General features: G+C 54.5%; 17 protein-coding genes and 2 pseudogenes. 9 read left to right on the top strand and 10 right to left on the bottom strand.

Translation table 11 applies throughout. The features are described from left to right. The first annotated feature begins 49 nt into the window (after nt 1-49). From pspB to tyrR, 6 genes are all read left to right on the top strand, one after another. Nucleotides 50-280: an envelope stress response membrane protein PspB gene (pspB, locus tag BG55_RS02830; protein WP_034934161.1), complete on the top strand. Its 231-nt coding sequence runs from the start codon at nt 50-52 to the stop codon at nt 278-280. Further along, nucleotides 277-642, top strand: a complete 366-nt coding sequence (gene pspC, locus BG55_RS02825) for an envelope stress response membrane protein PspC (RefSeq protein ID WP_034934159.1) — start codon at nt 277-279, stop codon at nt 640-642. Before pspB ends, pspC begins: the two co-directional genes overlap by 4 nt. Nucleotides 643-654: 12 nt before the next feature. Beyond that, the gene (gene pspD / locus BG55_RS02820; RefSeq protein ID WP_071994966.1) at nt 655-912 is read left to right on the top strand and encodes a phage shock protein PspD; all 258 of its coding nucleotides are present in this window, start codon (nt 655-657) and stop codon (nt 910-912) included. 60 nt (nt 913-972) lie between these two features. Continuing rightward, nucleotides 973-2,370 (top strand): YcjX family GTP-binding protein, encoded by a 1,398-nt coding sequence (locus BG55_RS02815; protein WP_034934155.1) that lies wholly within the window; start codon nt 973-975, stop codon nt 2,368-2,370. After that, nucleotides 2,367-3,404, top strand: coding sequence for a TIGR01620 family protein (locus BG55_RS02810; RefSeq protein ID WP_034934153.1), 1,038 nt, complete (start codon nt 2,367-2,369; stop codon nt 3,402-3,404). Before BG55_RS02815 ends, BG55_RS02810 begins: the two co-directional genes overlap by 4 nt. 92 nt (nt 3,405-3,496) lie before the next feature. Further along, on the top strand, nt 3,497-5,071 hold the full coding sequence (gene tyrR / locus BG55_RS02805) for a transcriptional regulator TyrR (protein ID WP_034934148.1): 1,575 nt from the start codon (nt 3,497-3,499) through the stop codon (nt 5,069-5,071). A 367-nt stretch (nt 5,072-5,438) separates the two neighbouring features. On the opposite strand, the gene tpx is transcribed toward tyrR, so the two are convergent. Then, entirely contained in the window at nt 5,439-5,942 is a 504-nt protein-coding gene (gene tpx, locus BG55_RS02800) for a thiol peroxidase (protein ID WP_034934146.1), read from the bottom strand. Nucleotides 5,943-6,098: 156 nt separating this feature from the next. On the opposite strand from tpx, the gene ycjG reads away from it, so the two are divergent. Further along, nucleotides 6,099-7,082 carry an L-Ala-D/L-Glu epimerase gene (gene ycjG / locus BG55_RS02795; protein WP_034934145.1) on the top strand — a complete coding sequence of 328 codons (984 nt, stop codon included), beginning with the start codon at nt 6,099-6,101 and terminating at the stop codon, nt 7,080-7,082. On the opposite strand, the gene mpaA is transcribed toward ycjG, so the two are convergent. Next, nucleotides 7,062-7,769 (bottom strand): murein tripeptide amidase MpaA, encoded by a 708-nt coding sequence (gene mpaA / locus BG55_RS02790; protein WP_034934143.1) that lies wholly within the window; start codon nt 7,767-7,769, stop codon nt 7,062-7,064. The genes ycjG and mpaA overlap by 21 nt on opposite strands. A 191-nt stretch (nt 7,770-7,960) precedes the next feature. After that, complete coding sequence (locus tag BG55_RS02785; RefSeq protein ID WP_034934142.1) at nt 7,961-8,566, bottom strand: FMN-dependent NADH-azoreductase; 606 nt, start codon at nt 8,564-8,566, stop codon at nt 7,961-7,963. A 232-nt stretch (nt 8,567-8,798) separates the two neighbouring features. Between BG55_RS02785 and hrpA the strand changes: the two are divergent. Continuing rightward, a pseudogene (hrpA, locus tag BG55_RS02780) lies at nt 8,799-12,695 on the top strand (ATP-dependent RNA helicase HrpA). 43 nt (nt 12,696-12,738) lie between these two features. Here the strand turns inward: hrpA and BG55_RS02775 are convergent. The 6 genes and pseudogenes from BG55_RS02775 to rstA all read right to left on the bottom strand — a co-directional run bounded on the left by BG55_RS02775 (nt 12,739) and on the right by rstA (nt 18,019). Then, nucleotides 12,739-13,560, bottom strand: a complete 822-nt coding sequence (locus BG55_RS02775; RefSeq protein ID WP_034934140.1) for a trypsin-like serine peptidase — start codon at nt 13,558-13,560, stop codon at nt 12,739-12,741. A 115-nt stretch (nt 13,561-13,675) separates the two neighbouring features. Next, nucleotides 13,676-13,756 carry a small membrane protein YdgU gene (ydgU, locus tag BG55_RS23570; RefSeq protein ID WP_477181465.1) on the bottom strand — a complete coding sequence of 27 codons (81 nt, stop codon included), beginning with the start codon at nt 13,754-13,756 and terminating at the stop codon, nt 13,676-13,678. Between the two features lie 89 nt (nt 13,757-13,845). After that, nucleotides 13,846-14,274: pseudogene (gene asr, locus BG55_RS02770) on the bottom strand (acid resistance repetitive basic protein Asr); the annotation flags it as partial. Nucleotides 14,275-14,473: 199 nt separating this feature from the next. Then, nucleotides 14,474-15,964, bottom strand: a complete 1,491-nt coding sequence (locus tag BG55_RS02765) for a carboxypeptidase M32 (RefSeq protein ID WP_034934137.1) — start codon at nt 15,962-15,964, stop codon at nt 14,474-14,476. 28 nt (nt 15,965-15,992) lie between these two features. Continuing rightward, nucleotides 15,993-17,294 carry a two-component system sensor histidine kinase RstB gene (gene rstB / locus BG55_RS02760; RefSeq protein WP_034934135.1) on the bottom strand — a complete coding sequence of 434 codons (1,302 nt, stop codon included), beginning with the start codon at nt 17,292-17,294 and terminating at the stop codon, nt 15,993-15,995. Further along, a complete protein-coding gene (rstA, locus tag BG55_RS02755) occupies nt 17,291-18,019 on the bottom strand; it encodes a two-component system response regulator RstA (RefSeq protein WP_034934133.1) in 729 nt (242 codons plus the stop codon). Before rstA ends, rstB begins: the two co-directional genes overlap by 4 nt. 165 nt (nt 18,020-18,184) lie before the next feature. On the opposite strand from rstA, the gene BG55_RS02750 reads away from it, so the two are divergent. Beyond that, nucleotides 18,185-18,598, top strand: a complete 414-nt coding sequence (locus BG55_RS02750; protein ID WP_034934132.1) for a hypothetical protein — start codon at nt 18,185-18,187, stop codon at nt 18,596-18,598. Here BG55_RS02750 and BG55_RS02745 read toward each other — a convergent pair. After that, on the bottom strand, nt 18,599-19,897 hold a 1,299-nt coding region (locus BG55_RS02745), incomplete at its 5' end, for a basic amino acid/polyamine antiporter (RefSeq protein ID WP_034934130.1).

Here is a 19,897-nt window from a genome sequence, read left to right as displayed (position 1 = left end):
TCAGGCATCCGGCAGATGCCTTCATCAATGCTGATTTCAAGGAGAGTCAATGAGCGCATTATTTCTGGCCATTCCCCTGACCATATTCGTGCTGTTTGTGGCACCCGTCTGGTTATGGCTGCATTACAGCAACCGTCAGAACGGGGGAAGTGATGATTTATCAACCAGTGAACGACAACGTTTACAACAACTGACGGCGGATGCAGGCAGAATGCGGCAACGGATCCAGGCGCTGGAGGAGATCCTTGATGCGGAACATCCGGACTGGAGGCAGCAATGAAAGGCGTGAGTTTTAAAGGTAAAAAACTGTACCGTATTCCGGCGCAGGGCAAACTGAAAGGCGTCTGCGCGGGCATTGCCGACTACCTCGATATCCCTGTCAGGCTGGTTCGGGTGATAGTGGTGTTGTCACTGTTTTTTGGCCTGTTTATGTTCACGCTTATCGCCTATGGCGTGCTGGCGTTTGTGCTGGATGAACAACCGGATGAATTTGCCCGGCAGCATGACAGCGCAGCCGATACACATCAGCTGCTGGAGCAGCTGGAGACAGATTTACAGAGCGGAGAACGCAGCCTGCGCGAAATGGAGCGTTATGTCACCTCGGAAACCTTTAACGTGCGCAGTCGCTTTCGTCAGCTTTGACCCCCGGCCCGCATGCGGGCCACCATCCTGTGGAGGAGAACGGTAATGCGTAACTGGCAGTCAGCGGTACAACGGCATGCCACACCGGCGCTGAAAAAAGCCGGAAAATTTGTTCTGCTTGGCGCGCTGGCCTATGGTCCGGCGGGCCTGACCGGTATGCTGGTTAAATCCGTGGCGCGCAGGCCGCTAAAAATCGCCCTGGCGTGGGCGATGGAGCCACTGATTCGTCGTGCCATGCTGCGGGCGACCTCGCGATGGCATAAACCCTGAAGCAGGTTAATATAGCCAGAACCGAACGTCATAAAGAAAAGACAAGGTGTCGATGCGTAGATGAAACGACTTCAGAATGAATTACGGTCACTGGTCAGTCGGGGGGCGGATCGCCATCTGCGGCTGGCCGTCACCGGACTCAGCCGCAGTGGCAAAACGGCTTTTATTACCTCCCTGGTTAATCAACTGTTGAATGTGAATACGGGGGCGCGTCTGCCCCTGTTTTCCGTGCTGCGCGAAGAACGTCTGCTGGGCGTCAGGCGCGTGCCGCAGCGCGATATGGGGATCCCGCGTTTTACTTACGATCAGGGCCTGGCCCAGCTCTACGGTACGCCACCCGCGTGGCCAACGCCGACACGGGGCGTCAGTGAAATCTCACTGGCGCTGCGCTATCGCTCCCGTGAGTCGCTGCTGCGCCATTTCACCGACACCGCCACGCTGAATCTGGAAATTGTTGACTACCCCGGAGAATGGTTGCTGGATCTGCCGATGCTGGCCCAGAACTATTTCAGCTGGTCGCGCCAGATGACCGGATTGTTGCAGGGTGACCGGGCAGCGTGGTCTGCTGACTGGCGGCAGCGCTGTCAGGGCCTTGATCCTTTTGCTCAGGCTGATGAAAACCGTCTGGCTGATATTGCCGCCGCCTGGACTGACTATCTGTTGAAATGTAAGCAGGAAGGTCTGCATTTTATTCAGCCTGGCCGTTTTGTACTGCCCGGAGATATGGCAGGTGCGCCAGCGTTACAATTTTTTCCCTGGCCGCAGCTGGATGAATATGGTGAGACTAAACTGGCTCAGGCGGCTGCCAACAGCTGTTACGGCATGCTGCGCGCCCGTTATAACTATTACTGTCAGCATGTGGTGAGCGATTTCTACAGAAATTATTTTCTGCGCTTCGACCGGCAGATCGTGCTGGTTGACTGTCTGCAACCGCTTAACAGTGGACCACAGGCCTTTAATGATATGCGACTGGCGCTGACGCAACTGATGCAGAGCTTCTCTTACGGTCAGCGGACGCTGTTTCGACGGCTCTTTTCGCCGGTGATCGATAAGTTACTGTTTGCGGCCACCAAATCCGATCATGTTACCCACGATCAGCACGCTAATCTGGTTTCACTGCTGCAACAGCTGGTGCAGGATGCGTGGCAAAACGCGGCATTCGAAGGCATCAACATCGAGTGTATCGGGCTGGCTTCGGTGCAGGCGACGCAAAGTGGACTGGTTGATCATCAGGGTGAAAAATTGCCTGCGCTACACGGTCATCGTCTGCTGGATAATCAACCACTGACCTTTTATCCCGGAGAAGTCCCTCCACGCCTCCCCGGCAGTGCATTCTGGCAGCAGCAGGGATTCCATTTTGAGCAGTTCCGGCCACAGCAACCGGAGACCGACCGTCCACTACCGCATATCCGGCTGGATGCAGCGCTGGAGTTTTTACTGGGAGATAAACTGCGATGACCACACCGCTAAAACCAAGAGTTGATTTTGCCCGGCCGCTGGAGGCCGACAAAACGCCATCCCTCAAAGCTGCACAGCTGTTTGATGGTGAAGAAAGTCAGTTTGTGGCTGTCGAAGCGGAGCAGGAGCTGGCAGAAGAGGGAGAAGGTGAAAAAGTGGTTGAGGCCGCGCTACGGCCAAAACGCACGCTGTGGCGCAGAATGATCAAAGTCGGGCTGCTGATCTCCGGCGCAAGCGTGGTGGCACAGGGGGTGCAATGGGCACACAATGCATGGATCCAGCAGGACTGGATTGCGCTGGGAGGCTGCGTGGCCGGCGGGCTGATTGTCTGTGCCGCCGCCGGTTCGCTGGTTGCTGAATGGCGACGCCTGTGGCGTCTGCGTGAGCGGGCGCAGGAACGGGACAGGGCGCGTGAACTGCTTACCAGCCACGCATCCGGAAAAGGGCGAGAATTTTGCGAGAAACTGGCCCGGCAGGCGGGCATCGATCAAAGCCATCCGGCGTTGCAACGCTGGCATGCCTCGCTGCACGAAACCCATAATGACCGCGAAATGGTCACGCTTTATGCCCAGCTGGTCCAGCCGGTGCTGGACAGGCAGGCGCGTTACGAAATCGGGCGCAGCGCGGTAGAATCCACCCTGATGATTGCGGTCAGTCCGCTGGCGCTGGTGGATATGGCGTTTATCGCCTGGCGCAATTTGCGGCTGATCAACCGGATTGCGGTGCTCTATGGTATCGAACTCGGTTATTTCAGTCGTTTGCGACTGTTTCGTCTGGTGCTGCTGAATATCGCCTTTGCCGGTGCCTCGGAGCTGGTAAGGGAAGTCGGTATGGACTGGATGTCACAGGATCTGGCCGCACGTTTTTCGGCGCGGGCGGCGCAGGGAATTGGTGCCGGATTACTCACCGCCAGGCTCGGAATTAAGACCATGGAACTCTGTCGCCCACTCCCCTGGCTGGAAGAGGATAAGCCCCGTCTGGCGGATTTCCGCCGCGATCTGGTTGCCCGGTTGAAAGAAACGCTTCATAAATAACCGGCTGTCAAGATTTCCTTCCACATGACTTCTGACGCCTGCGCCAATAGAGTATGATTATCCTTCGCCCGCCATGATGAAGGTTACAACGTATGCGTCTGGAAGTTTATTGCCAGGATCGACTGGGTCTGACCCGCGAACTGCTTGATTTATTGGTTGAACGACGCATTGATTTGCGTGGTATCGAAATAGCCTCCATTGGTCGCATTTACCTCAATTTTTCCTCCGTTGATTTTGAACTGTTGAGCCGGTTAATGGCGGAGATCCGGCGTATACCCAGCGTGACAGATGTTCGTACGGTGTCATTTTTGCCATCAGAACGGGAGCACCGGGCGCTGAGCGCGTTACTGGTGGCGTTACCGGAACCGGTATTCTCCATTGACCTGAAAAGCAGGATCGAGCTGGCTAATCCGGCAGCCCAGACGCTGTTTTCACTCAATGAAGAAAAAATACGCAGTTGCAGCGCCGGAACGCTGATCGCCGGTTTTGATTTCCAGCGCTGGGTGGAGAGCGATCATCTCAACGCGCAGACGCATCATGTGGTGATTCAGGGTCGCGATTTCCTGATGGAAATCACCCCTGTTTTTGATTCAGGCAGCGATCAGCCTGCGGGCAGCCCGGCTGGCGCGGTGGTGATGTTGAAATCCACGGTCAGAATGGGGCAGCAGTTGCAAAACCTGGCGGTAAACGATGACAGTGAATTTCAGCATATCGTGGCGGTGACGCCGAGAATGCGGCAGGTAATCGAACAGGCGCGTAAACTGGCGATGCTGGATGCGCCGCTGCTGATCGTGGGGGATACGGGAACCGGTAAAGACATGCTGGCACGGGCCTGCCATCTGCGCAGCGCGCGCGGTAAAAAGCCATTCCTGGCGCTGAACTGCGCTTCTCTGCCCGATGACGTGGCGGAGAGTGAGCTGTACGGTCATGCTGCCGGTGCCTATCCTAATGCGCTGGAAGGCAAAAAAGGCTTTTTTGAGCAGGCCAGCGGTGGGTCGGTGCTGTTGGATGAAATTGGTGAAATGTCGCCACGTATGCAGGCCAAGCTGTTGCGTTTTCTCAACGACGGCACCTTCCGGCGGGTAGGGGAAGAACATGAAGTTCATGTCGATGTCAGGGTTATCTGTGCGACGCAGAAAAACCTGACCGAACTGGTACAGCGCGGTGAGTTTCGGGAAGACCTGTTTTACCGACTCAACGTGTTAACGCTTAATCTGCCGCCATTGCGCGACAGGCCTCAGGACATTCTGCCACTGACTTCACTGTTCGTTGCCCGTTTTGCTGATGAGCAGGGGCTGGTCCGCCCCCGATTGTCACCCCAACTCAATGCGTTTCTCAGCCGCTACAGCTGGCCCGGCAACGTGCGTCAGTTAAAGAATGTGCTTTACCGCGCACTGACTCAGCTGGAAGGTAATGAACTACGGCCACAGGATATTGCGCTGCCGGAGCTGGCCGCTGCCCTGCCGCTCGACGAAGAAGTGCTGGAAGGCTCGCTGGATGACATTACCAGCCGTTTTGAACGCTCTATTCTTACGCGTCTTTATCTCTCCTATCCCAGCACCCGCAAACTGGCGAAGCGTCTGGGCGTCTCGCACACGGCCATCGCCAATAAGCTGCGGGAATATGGTCTGAGCCAGAAGAAAACCGACGCCGGGGAAAATCCCTGACTAACCTGCCTCGCTGGAGCGCGCGTGCGCTTCTGGCATAACGGCGTGATTTCTGCGCCATGCAGCGCCAGGGTCAGTCGGAACGGAAAACGTTGACAGGCAGGCGGTTAGCGGGGGGAAGTGAACAGGCCCGCCCCGGACGGGCCTCTGTTGAACGGCGCGTCAGGGTTCTTTTACCATCGAGACAATAAGCGTCTCAGGATCGTTAATCATTCCCACTGTATGATATAAGCCCGGGGTGTCTACCATTGACATGGTATTTCGGTATATCAGAAGGTTAATTAATAAGCTTTTAACTAACCGGACTTCAGCCCCCCTGCAAACCTGTGGCTTGCAGGGGGGAAGGATTACCGGAAAGGTGTCGCGACTATTTCAGCGCTGCCAGAGCAGCATCATAGTCTGGTTCGGTGGTGATCTCTTTTACCAGCTGGCTGTGCAGCACGTTGTCATGTTCATCCAGAACCACAACGGCACGCGCCGTCAGTCCTTTCAGCGGGCCATCATCAATTGCCACGCCATAGTTCTGCTTAAAATCGTCGCCGCGCAGCGTGGAGAGGGTGATTACGCTGCTCAGGCCGTCGGAGCCACAAAACCGCGACTGCGCGAAAGGCAAATCAGAGGAAATGCAGAGCACCACGGTATTGTTCAGTTCGCTGGCAAGCTGATTAAATTTGCGCACAGAAGCGGCACAAACGCGCGTATCAATACTTGGAAAAATGTTCAGTATTTTACGTTTGCCCGCGTAACCGGAAAGGGAAACATCCGAAAGGTCTTTGGCTACAAGGGTAAAGGGTTTGGCAAGCTCGCCCACACCCGGAAACTGCCCTGCAACGGCAACCGGGTTGCCCTGAAAATGAACTTTCTGTGACATAACTTTTCCTTATTGAAAGATGACAGACGTAGCTTTGAGTGTATGCCATGCGGCGTGACTGAGACAGTAAAACCTCGCTTTATGCCTCAGCCTGTAAAATATCTGCCATCATGACTATTGTTTTGGATGGGCTTTTTTTGCCGTAAGGACAGACCAATGAGAGCAGTGAAGGCATACCCGGAAACCTGGCCATTGCAAAAGCCTTTTGTGATTGCCAGGGGCAGTCGCAATGAAGCCGCAGTTGTGGTGGTGGAGCTGGAGGAAAACGGCGTCAGAGGGGTGGGCGAATGCACGCCCTATGCACGTTATGGTGAAACGGAGGCGTCGGTGCTGGCACAAATTGCCACGCTGATCGACGCACTCGAACAGGGCATGACGCGAGAGCAGTTACAAAATGCGCTGCCCGCCGGGGCGGCACGCAACGCTATCGACTCTGCTCTGTGGGATCTTGAGGCGCGCAGGCAGTGTAGCGATCTCTGGCAGCTCACCGGAACGGCGCAACCGGCAGTGATTGAAATGGTGCAGACCATCAGCATTGATACGCCGGAAAGTATGGCGGTGACCGCACTGGCGCTCTGGCAGAACGGTGCGCGACTGCTGAAAATTAAGCTGGATAATACGCTGATTACCGAGCGGCTGGTCGCCATCCGCGCGGCCGTTCCCGAAGCAACCCTGATTGTGGATGCCAATGAGTCCTGGCACAGTGAAGGGCTGGCGGCGCGTTGCCAGTTGCTGGCGGATCTGGGGATCGCCATGCTTGAGCAGCCGCTGCCCGCATCGGCTGATGCCGCACTGGAAAATTTTATTCACCCGCTGCCGATCTGCGCCGATGAGAGTTGCCACACGCGGAAAAGTCTGCCGGGTTTGCAGGGGCGCTATGAAATGATCAACATCAAACTGGATAAAACCGGAGGCCTGACCGAAGCGCTGGCCCTGGCGGCGGCGGCTGAAGCCAGAGGGTTGGTGGTGATGCTGGGCTGTATGCTGTGCACCTCAAGAGCGATTGGCGCAGCGTTGCCACTGGTAAATGTGGCGCGCTACAGCGATCTTGACGGTCCCACCTGGCTGGCAGTGGACGTGGAACCGGCGCTGGCTTTCAGCTGCGGCAGACTGCGTCTTTCAGCCCGGCCAGCGGAGTAATTCCACCAGGGAGTACAGATACTTCTCACTGGCAAGATCGGCAGAGACGGCCGGCAGTTCGGCGGTAATAACCGGCAGTTGCTGCTCTGCACACCAACTGCCAAACGAGCCGGGTGTGGCGTAACCTACCGTTGTAACCAGTGGCAAATCCATGCTGTTCGCCAGCCAGTGCCCCAACTTACTGCTCTGAGGATCTTCAATGCAGGCCAGTGGTTCATGAAATGTCACCACCCACGCCGGGCGCAGACGTTGAATTAAATCGCACAATGCCTGGGTTTCGGGTTCGGATCCAGCCCGTTCCCCGGTGGACAGGCGCACATCCCGCTGGTCGGCCATGCTGTTCCAGCGGTATACCGTCTGGTCAGGCTGCCAGTCGACCGTAGAAAAATTACGGTTCAAATCCACGCCACGGGAGTTGGCGCGCAGTCCCAGCTGACAGCCGTCTGGGTTGACCGCCAGCACCACATGATGGCGGCGCTGCGTCTCCTGCAAGGTGCGCATGGCACAGGAGAGGGCAATCACCGAGGCGGTTTCATCACCGTGTGTACCGGCGAGGATCAGCCCGCTCTCTTTATCTGCCAGCGGCGCGGGAAACCAGAGCAAAGGGGCTCCCATTACACTCCGGCCATAGATCTGGCCTGATGCGGTCAGTTTGCCGCGCTGTGGGCGGGGATTTATCAGGGACATGGATTCAGGCTCCGCAACAATTTTGTCCAGGCTAACCTGAAACCGCAGCGAAGAAAAGCGTTTCGGAATCGACAGATTGTGTGAATGGCTTCAGGGTGGTCAGCCGGTGGGCTGCACACCCTGCCAGCAAATCACTGGCAGGGTGGCGATCGTCAACAGTTAATCGGTGACTCAGACTGTTGAAAGGAAGCTCAGGCGCTGATGATTTGCTTCAGCTCATCTTTTGCCGCGTCGGTCGCTTTAGTTGCCACTTCCGGCCCGTAAGCGATGCCTTCAGCAAAAACGAATTTGATATCTGACATACCGAGGAAGCCGAGGAACAGCTTCAGGTATGGGGTCAGCAGATCGCTCGGCGTATCTTTATGGATGCCGCCACGGCTGGAGATAACCACGACTTTTTTCCCGATGACCAGACCTTCAGGGCCATTCTCACTGTAACGGAAAGTCACGCCAGCGCGGGCGACCAGGTCGAAGTAGTTTTTCAGCTGGGTCGGGATATTGAAGTTGTACATCGGCGCAGCAAAAACAATGGTGTCATGCGCTTTCAGTTCGGCAATCAGGGTGTTGGACAGATCCAGAGCTTCCTGCTGGCGCGGTGTCAGTGTCGCATCGGAAGGGCGTAACGCTCCCACCAGTTCGCCGTCCAGAACGGGCAGCGGATCGGCCGCCAGGTCACGCACGGTGATTTCATCGTCAGGGTGGGTGGCTTTCCACTCGGCAATAAAATGATCGGCCAGCTGGCCTGACTGAGAATAACCGGCAAGGATACTGGATTTCAGGACTAATACTTTGCTCATAATAAATTCCTGTTAGTTAGCGGAGGTCTTCTGGCCCAATGTTTTACACTCTAGGAGGAAACCCTTCACAGTGATAGTGCAATATTCTGAGGCCAGCATTCAAATTTACTGAACAAGCCTGGCAGGCAATGCTCCAGGCTAAGTGTTTGTCTGTGCTACACTACGTGAAATTTTTTCCAGCTGTTCCCTGTTAAACCGGCCAGTGAGCCTGCGATTAGCGAGTTTTTTTTATATGTCTGAAACACCCCATCTGCCCCTGGCGGCGCTGTTTAAGCGTCTTGATATGCTGATGCTGCGCGACCGCCAGCGTTTGCTGAAACGTCTGCATGGTGCGAAAAAAGTGAAAAACCCGCAGGCTCAGCTGACGCTTGCCGCTGAGCTGAGCCGGGAGATTGATGCGGCTGAGCTGCGTATCCAACAACGCCGGGCGGCCACGCCGGTGATTCGTTACCCTGAGAATCTGCCGGTCAGCCAGAAGAAACAGGAGATAGCAGATGCCATCCGGCAGCATCAGGTTGTGATTGTGGCGGGGGAAACCGGCTCCGGAAAGACCACCCAGTTACCGAAAATCTGTATGGAGCTGGGCAGGGGCGTCAGCGGACTGATTGGCCATACCCAGCCACGGCGGCTGGCTGCGAGAACCGTTGCCGATCGTATTGCTGACGAGCTGGAAACCACGCCCGGCGGCTGCATTGGTTACAAGGTGCGCTTTAACGATCGGGTCAGTGACACCACCCAGGTCAAACTAATGACCGATGGCATTCTGCTGGCCGAAATTCAGCAGGATCGCCTGCTGATGCAGTATGACACCATCATCATCGATGAAGCGCATGAGCGGAGTCTGAATATCGATTTCCTGCTGGGGTATCTGCGTGAACTGTTGCCACGACGTCGCGATTTGAAAGTCATCATTACCTCGGCCACCATCGATCCTCAGCGTTTTTCCCGCCATTTCCACAATGCGCCAGTGATTGAGGTGTCGGGCAGGACCTTTCCGGTTGAAGTGCGATATCGTCCGGTGGTTGAAGAGGCCGATGACAGCGATCGCGATCAGCTTCAGGCGGTTTTTGATGCCGTTGATGAACTGGGCAGGGAAAGTCGCGGGGATATCCTGATCTTTATGAGTGGTGAGCGTGAAATTCGTGACACCGCTGATGCGTTGAACCGCCGCGAACTCCCCCATACGGAGATTCTGCCGCTTTATGCCAGGCTGTCAAACGCCGAGCAGAACAGGGTATTTCAGCCCCATGCAGGACGCCGTATTGTGCTGGCAACCAACGTGGCGGAAACCTCGCTGACCGTGCCGGGCATTAAATATGTCATCGATCCGGGAACGGCGCGTATCAGCCGCTACAGTTTCCGCACTAAAGTACAGCGGCTGCCGATTGAGGCCATCTCCTAGGCGTCGGCGAATCAACGCAAGGGACGATGCGGTCGTGTCTCAGAAGGGATTTGCATCCGCCTCTATTCAGAAGAGGATTTTCTTAGCCGTCCGGCCTTTACCGACCCGGAGATTTTGCGTACCAACCTTGCTTCGGTCATTCTGCAAATGACCGCGCTGGGGCTGGGCGATATCAGTGCTTTTCCCTTTGTGGAAGCACCGGATAAACGCAATATCCAGGATGGTGTTCGTCTGCTGGAAGAACTTGGCGCGATAACCTACAGCGATGAGCAATACCGGCTGACGCCTTCCGGACGGACGCTGGCACAACTGCCGGTCGATCCCCGCCTGGCGAAGATGGTGCTGGCCGCACAGCACTATGCCTGCACCCGCGAGGTGATGATCATTGCCGCTGCGCTTTCCATTCAGGACCCGCGTGAACGTCCGGCAGACAGACAGCAGGCATCGGATGAGAAGCACCGGCGCTTTGCTGATAAAGAGTCTGATTTCCTGTCGTTTGTAAAACTGTGGGATTATCTTCAGGAACAGCAACAGGCACTCTCATCCGGTCAGTTTCGTCGTTTGTGTAAAACGGATTACCTCAACTACCTGCGCGTGCGCGAATGGCAGGACATCTACACTCAACTTCGTCAGGTGGTACGCGAGCAGGGAATGCCGCTAAACAGCGAACCGGCTGATTTTCGCGGTCTGCACACCGCGCTGCTGACCGGACTGCTGTCGCATATTGGCCAGAAAGATGCGGAAAAGCAGGAGTTTACCGGAGCGCGTAACGCAAGATTTGCCATTTTCCCCGGCTCGGCGCTGTTTAAGAAACCGCCGAAGTGGACCATGGTGGCTGAACTGGTGGAAACCAGCCGTTTGTGGGGGCAGATTGCCGCGCGCATCGATCCGGAGTGGATCGAACCGGTGGCACAGCATCTGATCAAGCGCAGTTACAGCGAACCGCACTGGGAAAAAGCGCAGGGCGCGGTGATGGCCAGTGAAAAGGTAACCTTATACGGGTTACCGATCGTCCCGGCGCGCAGGGTCAATTACAGTCAGATTGATCCGCTACTTTGCCGTGAGCTGTTTATTCGCCATGCGCTGGTCGAGGGCGACTGGCAGACCCGACATGCTTTCTTCCGCGCCAATCTGAAACTGCGCGAAGAGGTGGAAGAGCTGGAGCACAAATCCCGCCGTCGCGACATCATGGTCGATGATGAAACGCTGTTCAGTTTTTACGACCAGCGGATCCCACATGAGGTGATATCGGCGCGACATTTCGACAGCTGGTGGAAGAACGCCAGTCGCGAACAGCCGGAACGTCTGAACTTTGCCAAAGAGATGCTGATCAAAGACGGTGCGGACAGCGTCAGCAAACTCGATTATCCAAACGTCTGGCAACAGGGAAATCTGAAACTGCCGCTGACCTATCAGTTCGAGCCAGGGGCCGATGCCGATGGCGTGACCGTTCACATTCCGCTGCCGCTTCTGAATCAGGTTGAGGAAAACGGTTTTGAATGGCAGATCCCGGGACTCAGACGTGAGCTGGTTATTGCATTGATCAAATCGTTACCCAAACCAGTGCGACGTAATTTTGTTCCGGCGCCCAATTACGCAGAAGCGTTTTTTGGCCGGGCCACTCCTTTTGAGTTGCCCCTGCTGGAGTCACTGGAGCGTGAATTCCGCCGTATGAGCGGCGTGACCATTGAGCGTGAAAGCTGGCAGTGGGATCAGGTGCCCGATCATCTGAAAATGACTTTCCGCGTGGTTGATGAACACAATCGTAAGCTGAATGAGGGGCGCGATTTGGCAGCGCTCAGGTCGCAGCTGAAGGATAAGGTCCAGCAAACGCTGTCGCAGGTGGCTGATGATGGCCTTGAGCAGAACGGCCTGCATATCTGGAGCTTTGGCGATCTGCCCGATCATTACGAGCAAAAACGCGGCAATTATCGGGTTAAAGCCTGGCCTGCGCTGGTTGATGAAAAAGACAGTGTGGCAATCCGCCTGTTTGATTCTCAGCATGAGCAACAAAAAGCGATGTGGCAGGGCCAGCGCAGACTGCTGCTGCTGAATATTCCTTCTCCGGTTAAATATCTGCATGAAAAGTTGCCCAATAAGGCCAAACTGGGGCTCTACTTCAACCCTTATGGCAAAGTCATGGAGCTGATTGACGACTGCATCGCCTGTGGTATTGACAAGCTGATGGCTGAGTATGGGGGGCCGAGCTGGCAGGAACAGGGTTTCAACAAACTGCATGACAAGGTGCGCGCAGAGCTGAATGACACCGTGGTGGATATTGCGAAGAAGGTTGAGCAGATCCTCACTACCGTGTTCAACATTAATAAGCGCCTGAAGGGCCGGGTGGATATGAGTATGGCGCTGGCGTTGTCCGACATTAAAGAACAGCTCGGTGGGCTGGTGTATCGCGGATTTGTCACCGGCAACGGCTGGAAACGCCTGCCCGATACCTTACGCTATTTGCAGGCTATCGAGCGCAGGCTGGAGAAGCTTCCGGTCGATCCACACAGCGATCGCGCCAGAATGCTGAAGGTTGAAAAACTGCAACAGGGCTGGCAGAGCTGGTTTAATAAACTGCCGGAGACACGCAGGAATGATGCAGACGTACAGGACGTCCGCTGGATGATTGAGGAACTGCGGGTCAGCTATTTTGCGCAACAGCTGGGCACGCCGTACCCGGTATCGGAAAAGCGCATCCAGCAGGCCATGGATGAGATCGTCCTTTAGCCTTGTGCCGGGAAACCGCTTAATCCGTATCCAGTCGCGTGCTTTACTGGCCTTGTTCGGATGACAGGGCCTGTAAGTTATCGCGAAACGCGGTGACAGCAATGGCCCGGTTATCTGCCAGATAACGATCTTTTGCCGCCGGAGCGGAACTTTGCACGGCAATCAGCTGCCAGGCGTTATCCACCTTCATCAGCAACGGCGAACCACTGTCACCGGGCAGGGTATCACACTGATGTGACAGCACGCCTTTCTGTGCCCAGCCGGTAACCAGACAGTCACTGTGAGAATAGAGCGTATCAAGATGGTCCAGTGGATAGCCTGCCTGCGTCACTTTTCTTGCGGCATTCTTCAGCGCCAGAGTCAGATCGCTGCGGCTGCCGGTGAACAGTGGCAAAGGAACGATTCCCGATGGGGGGTTATGTAAAATAATCAGGCCGTAATCATAGGGAGCCGCAGAGGAGGGCACAACCCAGCCATCACCATCTGCCTTTAATTTTTTGCCCAGTTCCGGGTCAACCCGGCTTTCAATATCATGAATTTCATAGCGCCAGCCGCCCCGTCCGTTAGAAATAAAACGCAGTGCGACAGCTTTGTCCAGCTTGCCCGGCGGGGCAAACAGACAGTGTCCTGCCGTTAATGCCAGGTGGGGGGAGATTAAGGTGGCGGTACATAAATTGCCGCTGGTCGTCTCAAGCTGACCGATTGCTTCCCAGGGCTGCGTGCTGGTTGTGGTAATGGGTTTACGATCGTCCTTACCAAAAAAAAGGGTTTTAACTTCGGCCGGATCCGGGCCTTCATCATCATCAGCACGGGTCTGAAATGAAAGGGCAAAACAGCAGATTAAAAAGAAAGCAGTCAGGCGCATGTCACTCTCGGAGCGGAGAAATAATCAGAAAATCCAGGAACCAGCGGTGGCGATAACTATAGTAGTTAAGCGGGAAAAAAGGGAGCTTAATTTGGAATAGCAGCAGGTCAGGCGATTACAGATAGAAACTGACCGCCACAACACCACAAATGATCATCAAACCCAGGATAATTTCGAATAAATAGCGACGCACCATCATCCGATACTCCAGAAAGAAACACCCGGACGAACCGGGTGTTTGTATTGTCATTCTGAGTGGGAGCGGCGCTCCCGCTTCATCAATTATGCTTTCTGTGCAGCGGCTTTTTTAGCGGCTTTCTTGTGGTGTTTTTTAGCAGCCTGAGCTTTCTGTGCAGCGTCTTTTTTAGCTACTTTTTTGTGGTGAACTTTTTTAGCAGCCTGAGCTTTCTGCGCTGCATCTTTTTTAGCTACTTTTTTGTGGTGAACTTTTTTAGCAGCCTGAGCTTTCTGCGCTGCGTCTTTCTTAGCGACTTTTTTGTGGTGTACTTTTTTAGCAGCCTGAGCTTTCTGAGCTGCTGCTTTTTTGGCAACTTTTTTGTGATGCTTTTTAGCCGTGTCAGCTTTTGCTGGCGCGGTGGTCGTTGCTGATGCGGCAGGTGCAGCAGCAGAAGGAGCAGCAGTGGTATCAGCAGCAAAAGCAACTGAAGACAGACCCATAGCAGCGGCTACAACCAGAGCAAATAATTTTTTCATTGCAAAACCCTCAAAGTTTATTTCACGTGTCAGCCCACTGCGGGGCCGGTGAAAAGACTATATGAAAAGCAGGCAACGGTTTCCGTGAGTGATTGGTATCGGTATGTAACGGATTGTACAAACAGGCAGGAAAGCAGAAAGAGAGGGGGGATTGCGGCCTGAGCATCATCCTTGCTGCATCAGGCCGCTGCGCTGTAAATCAGCTGTTATGCAGGTAACGATTTTCCAGATGCTGTCTGAACCAGGCTGGATTAAGATCTTCCCCGGTAGCATTTTCAATCAGTTGCCGGGTAGTGAAACGGCTGCCGTGCTGCCAGATATTTTGCTCAAGCCAGGCAAATACCGGCTGCAAATTGCCTTCCTGTAACAGCGTGGTCAGATCGGGCAGGGCTTTATTAACCCCTCTGAACAGCTGAGCTGCATACATTGCGCCCAGGGTGTAGGTCGGGAAGTAGCCAAAGGCACCATCTGTCCAGTGGATGTCCTGCATACAGCCATCACGATAGTTACCACTTGTGTCGATACCTAACAACGACTGCATTTTTTCCTGCCATAGCGCGGGGATATCATCGACCTCAATTTCACCGGCAATCAGGGCTTTTTCGATCTCATAACGCAAAATGACATGGGCAGGGTAGCTGACTTCATCAGCATCAACACGAATAAGGCCCGGCCTGACCCGCTGATTGAGGGCAATGAAATTGTTTTTCTCCAGCGCTGATTGTTCGCCAAACAGCTGTCGGACGTGTGGCAAAAGCAGAGCCAGAAATTCCGGACTGCGTCCCAGCTGTTTTTCAAAGAACAGACTTTGTGACTCATGAACAGCCGTCGATCGGGCAAGGCCAACCGGCTGTCCGGCCCACTGCTTCGGCAGATTCTGTTCGTAACGGGCATGACCGGTTTCGTGGATAACGCCCATCATGGCACTGATAAATTCGTTTTCATTGTAACGGGTGGTGATACGCACATCTTCCGGCACGCCGCCACAGAACGGGTGCGCGCTGACATCCAGACGGCCGCTGTTAAAATCGAAATCCAGCAGCTTCATGATCGCCAGACCCAGCTGTTTCTGCGACTCCAGCGCAAAGGGGCCAACGGGTACCTCAACTTTTTCCTGTGCCTGCTTGTCAACAATGCGCTGTAAGAGCGAAGGCAACCACTCTCTGATTTCGCCAAATGTCTGATCGAGCCGTGCGCTGGTCATGCCTGGCTCATAAAGATCCAGCAGGGCATCGTAGCGGGAGCAGCCCGCAGCCTGAGAACGGATCTCTGCCTCTTCCCGGCTGAGTCTGACCACTTCTTTCAGATTGGCAGAAAAACCCTGCCAGTCATTTGCCGGTCTCTGCTGTCGCCAGGCGTGTTCGCAGCGTGAACCCGCGACGGATTTAGCCTCTACCAGTGAGGCCGGTAGCAGGGATGCCTGCTGCCAGCTGCGCTGCATTTCAGCCAGATTGGCGCGTTCCACATCGTTCAGCTGTTGCTGAGCGGCTTCTTCCAGCCACCTGCCAACCTGTTTGTCAGTGAGAATCTCATGTTTTAACACGCTGAGTTCAGCAAGCGCCGCACCGCGTGCGCTGCTGCCGCCGGGGGGCATCATCGTCATCATATCCCAGCCGGTAATGGCAGCGAGATGACTGAAGCGTGAGAGGCGGGTAAAAACCCGGGTCAGATTAGTGTAAGCAAATGACATGAATATCCTTAATGTTAACGGGCAGCATTCAGACTGCGCGAGGAAGTTCTGAGGGTAAATTAACGGGCCAGCAAAAGCGAACGCTGGCACCGCCCAGCGGGCTGGCATCAATAAGTACATAACCACCAAACGCCTGAGCGACCGAGTGAACAATTGCCAGCCCGAGGCCGCAGCCACCGGTCGCACGGTCACGGCTGGGATCGAGTCGCACAAAGGGTTCGAATACCCGTTCACGTTCACTGAGCGGGATCCCCGGCCCGTCATCTTCTACCTGAAGGCAGGCCAGATTACCGTCAAACCATAATCCCACACGTAAGCGATGATCGGCATAACGCAGGGCATTATTGACCAGGTTGTCCAGTACGCGTTCCATTAAACGGGTATCGGCTACCCCAACGTTCTGACGTTGAGGCGTATTCAGTTCAATGGTGAATTCACCGTGCACGGAACGAATATCGTCCAGCCGTTCAGCCAGCCATGCGGCCAGGTCCAGTGACTGTAAATTCAGCTCGACTTTCGGCCGATCCAGTCGGGCATAGGTCAGTAACTCTTCAATCAGCGATTCCAGCTGGCCGATATCACGATTGAGGGCGACCGATTCGGCATTACTGAGGTTATCACTCATTTCAAGGCGGTAACGCAGTCGTACCAACGGCGTCCTTAATTCATGAGCGATACCGTCAATCAGCTGTTTTTTACTGGCAACCAGGGTGTTGATATTGTCAGCCATCTGATTAAACGCTACGCCAAGACGTAGCAGGCTGGATGCGCTGTCAAAGTGAATACGCTCATCAAGATGTCCCTGACCAAGCCGTTGTGCTGCGGACTCCAGCCGTAACATATCCTTCCAGTGCGGTCGCATCCAGATAAATACCGGTAAGGCCAGTGAAATTCCGATAAATGCCAGTAGCGCAATATCCAGAATACGCATCTCATGCAGAAAAAACAGGTAGGGGATGGGGCCAACAGCCAGCACGTAATGGCTGCGTGGGATGTGCTGAATAAAGGTGTATTCATCATCCAGCGCCACGATCTCGCCTGCGCGCAGACGCCGCAACGTGACAGGATCAAGCTGATATTTACTCATCGGTTCGATGTGCAGTTTAAACGACAGATTCAGCTCAAGATTATCGATGGTTTTGTTCCAGTCGCGTGGGGGGATTTCCCGCAGTTCGCTGCGCATCAGATAGAGTGAGCTCTTCATCAGGTCGTCCATTGACTGGCGTCCGGCGCGCTCAGCGGTGAACTTATAAACCAGGCCCACCAGCATCGCCATGACCAGAAAACAGACAAACAGCAACAGGTAAAACTGAATAAACAACTTCTTCATTTTGCATCCCAGGCATGAGGCGCAAACAGGTAACCCTTATTACGAATGGTTTTGATGCGATACGGCTCGGTAGCATTATCCAGCAGTTTCTTACGCAGCCGGGAGATGGCCACATCGATACTGCGATCCATGCCGTCGTAGCTTACGCCTCGCAAGGTTTTCAGTAATGCATCACGGTTGAGAATTGAGCCAGCATGTGTTGCCAGTTCCCACAACAGATCGAAATCAGCGGTGGAAAGGGCAATCACTTCGTCACCGAGCGTCACCTGGCGGTTAACCGGATCGACGGTAAGCGTGCCGAAGTTCAGCGTGTTTTGCGCTGAAATTGTGCTGGTAATGTCCTCGTTCTGACTTTGTGTCCCGGCCTGACGCAGATGCAGACGCAGGCGAGCCAGCAGTACTGCCGGTGGAGTGGTCTTCAGAATGTAGTCGTTGGCGCCCATTTCCAGCGAAAGGATATGATTCATATCGCTGTCCAGCGAAGTGAGCAGCACGATGGGACCGGACCAGACATTACTGGCGCGAAGGTCCCGACATAGCGTCATTCCATCTTTACCGGGCAACATAATATCCAGCATAACCAGATCCGGGCAGGCGGCAGCAATGGTGGCTTCGGCGCGGTCACCACGATTTTCGACGATCACGTCAATATCATGACGGCTCAGATAGGCCGCAATCAGTTCACCCACATCCTGATCGTCTTCGACAAATACAATTTTGTTCATAGGGCTAATTATCTGTAAAGGAAACAACAGACTACTATTTGTTAATACAGACTACTATGATTCCGCGCTAAATAATTCTTGTTGTATAGTATAAGGTATCTGAAATATGTCATTATAGTTAACGGGTCTACTGTGGCTAATCTGGCGGAAAAAGGAGAACAAAGGGTGGCTGACAAAGAACAGGTTTCAGCAGCGCGAAGTGAAAGCATTTGCCTGAATTACATGGATTTTCTTTCTGCTTCCTGCAAGAAGCGCTGGAGCTTTGTTGATGCCATTTATGGCGTAATGCCCATCTTTGGTATGGTTACCAGAAATACCGCTGATCTGCCCGGTAGCGCCCCTGAAAGACTGAAAATACTGGCCTTACAGATCATTTCTACTCAGGTCAGCGATGAGATAAATATTGCCCGATTGATAACTCTCGCTGAACAACAGCATATCGCGCAGTTCGATATTTTACTGCCTTACCCACTCTCTGAACATCAGCTGGCGGTGATCCGTCAGGAATATACCCGCCCCGTAGAACTTGAGCAGTTTGATGACCGCCTGACGGTTGCGATGCCCGCCTTTTCTCACTGATTAATGTAACAGTACCCATAATGCGGGCGCTGCCACCACTACCAGTAACACCATCGCGACTTTCTCTGCGAGACAAAGCCTGGCAGCGCCTGTGCTGCCCCGACGGGCATAAATAAACAACGCGATGCCCGGTGCATATAACACCACAGACAGCAGCAGATGGAGCGGACCGGAAGCATAAAGCAACCACAGGCCATAAGCGCTGGCCCCGCAGGCTACGGTCATTGCACCAGAATTTTTTAATGAGCGCGCCACTTTAAACAGGAAGGCCCCCACCAGAAAATACGGCACCAGGATCATCTCAGAAGCAATGGTCAGCAGGGTGTTATAGTCCGAACCGGTCAGCCAGATCAGTATCAGACACAGCTGCACGCTGACATTGGTCAGCCACAAAGAGGCGGCCGGGGCTCCACGCTTATTTTGTCTTGCCAGCAACGCCGGAAATGCGCCATGCTGCGCTGCCGCCATCGGGACTTCCGCCGCCATAATGGTCCAGCTGAGATAGGCACCGCAGACTGAAATCACCAGCCCGCTGGCAATGACGATATCGCCCCAGGAGCCAGCCATCCGGGTCATCAGACCTGCCATCGATGGATTACGCATCGTTGCCAGTTCCGCTCCTGGTATCACCCCGAGTGAAAGCAGGGTGACCAGCAGATAGACTATCAGTGCAGCAGTGACGGCCAGCAGGGTGGCACGGCCAACGTCCTTCTTATTTCTCGCCCGGGCAGAAACCACCACGGCCCCCTCCACGCCGATAAACACCCACAGGGTGATAAGCATGGTTTCTTTTACCTGCTGCCAGACAGGTTTTCCCAGCGCCAGCCCGGTAAAGTCGAAATGAAAACGTTGAAAGTTAAAGGCTAAAACGGCCAGCACGATAAACAGCCCCAGCGGCACCAGTTTACCCAGCGTGGCGATCAGATTAATACTGGCGGCAGTCTGCACACCGCGAAGCACCAGACAGTGCACCAGCCACAGCAGTACCGATGCACCCAGCATCGCCTGCCAGGTATTGCCGTTACCAAAGATCACGCGTTCACCAGAGTCGGTAAAAAAACTCAGCGCCGAAAAAACAATAACCAGATAGGAGACATTGGCGATAACGGCACAAAGCCAGTAGCCCCATGCAGAGCAGAATCCTACCAGCTCACCAAATCCGGCTCGTGCGTAGGTGAAAATACCGCCGTCGAGTTCCGGTTTCAGACGTGTCAACAGGAGCAACGCCAGCGCAAGCATCATGATGCCTGTTCCGGTAATGGCCCAGCCAATCAGCAAGGCTGCTGGACTGGCTAACGC

This window comes from Erwinia mallotivora (assembly GCF_000590885.1).
In the GTDB taxonomy this organism is placed as follows: domain Bacteria; phylum Pseudomonadota; class Gammaproteobacteria; order Enterobacterales; family Enterobacteriaceae; genus Erwinia; species Erwinia mallotivora.
This window is presented reverse-complemented; position numbering and strand designations above follow the sequence as displayed.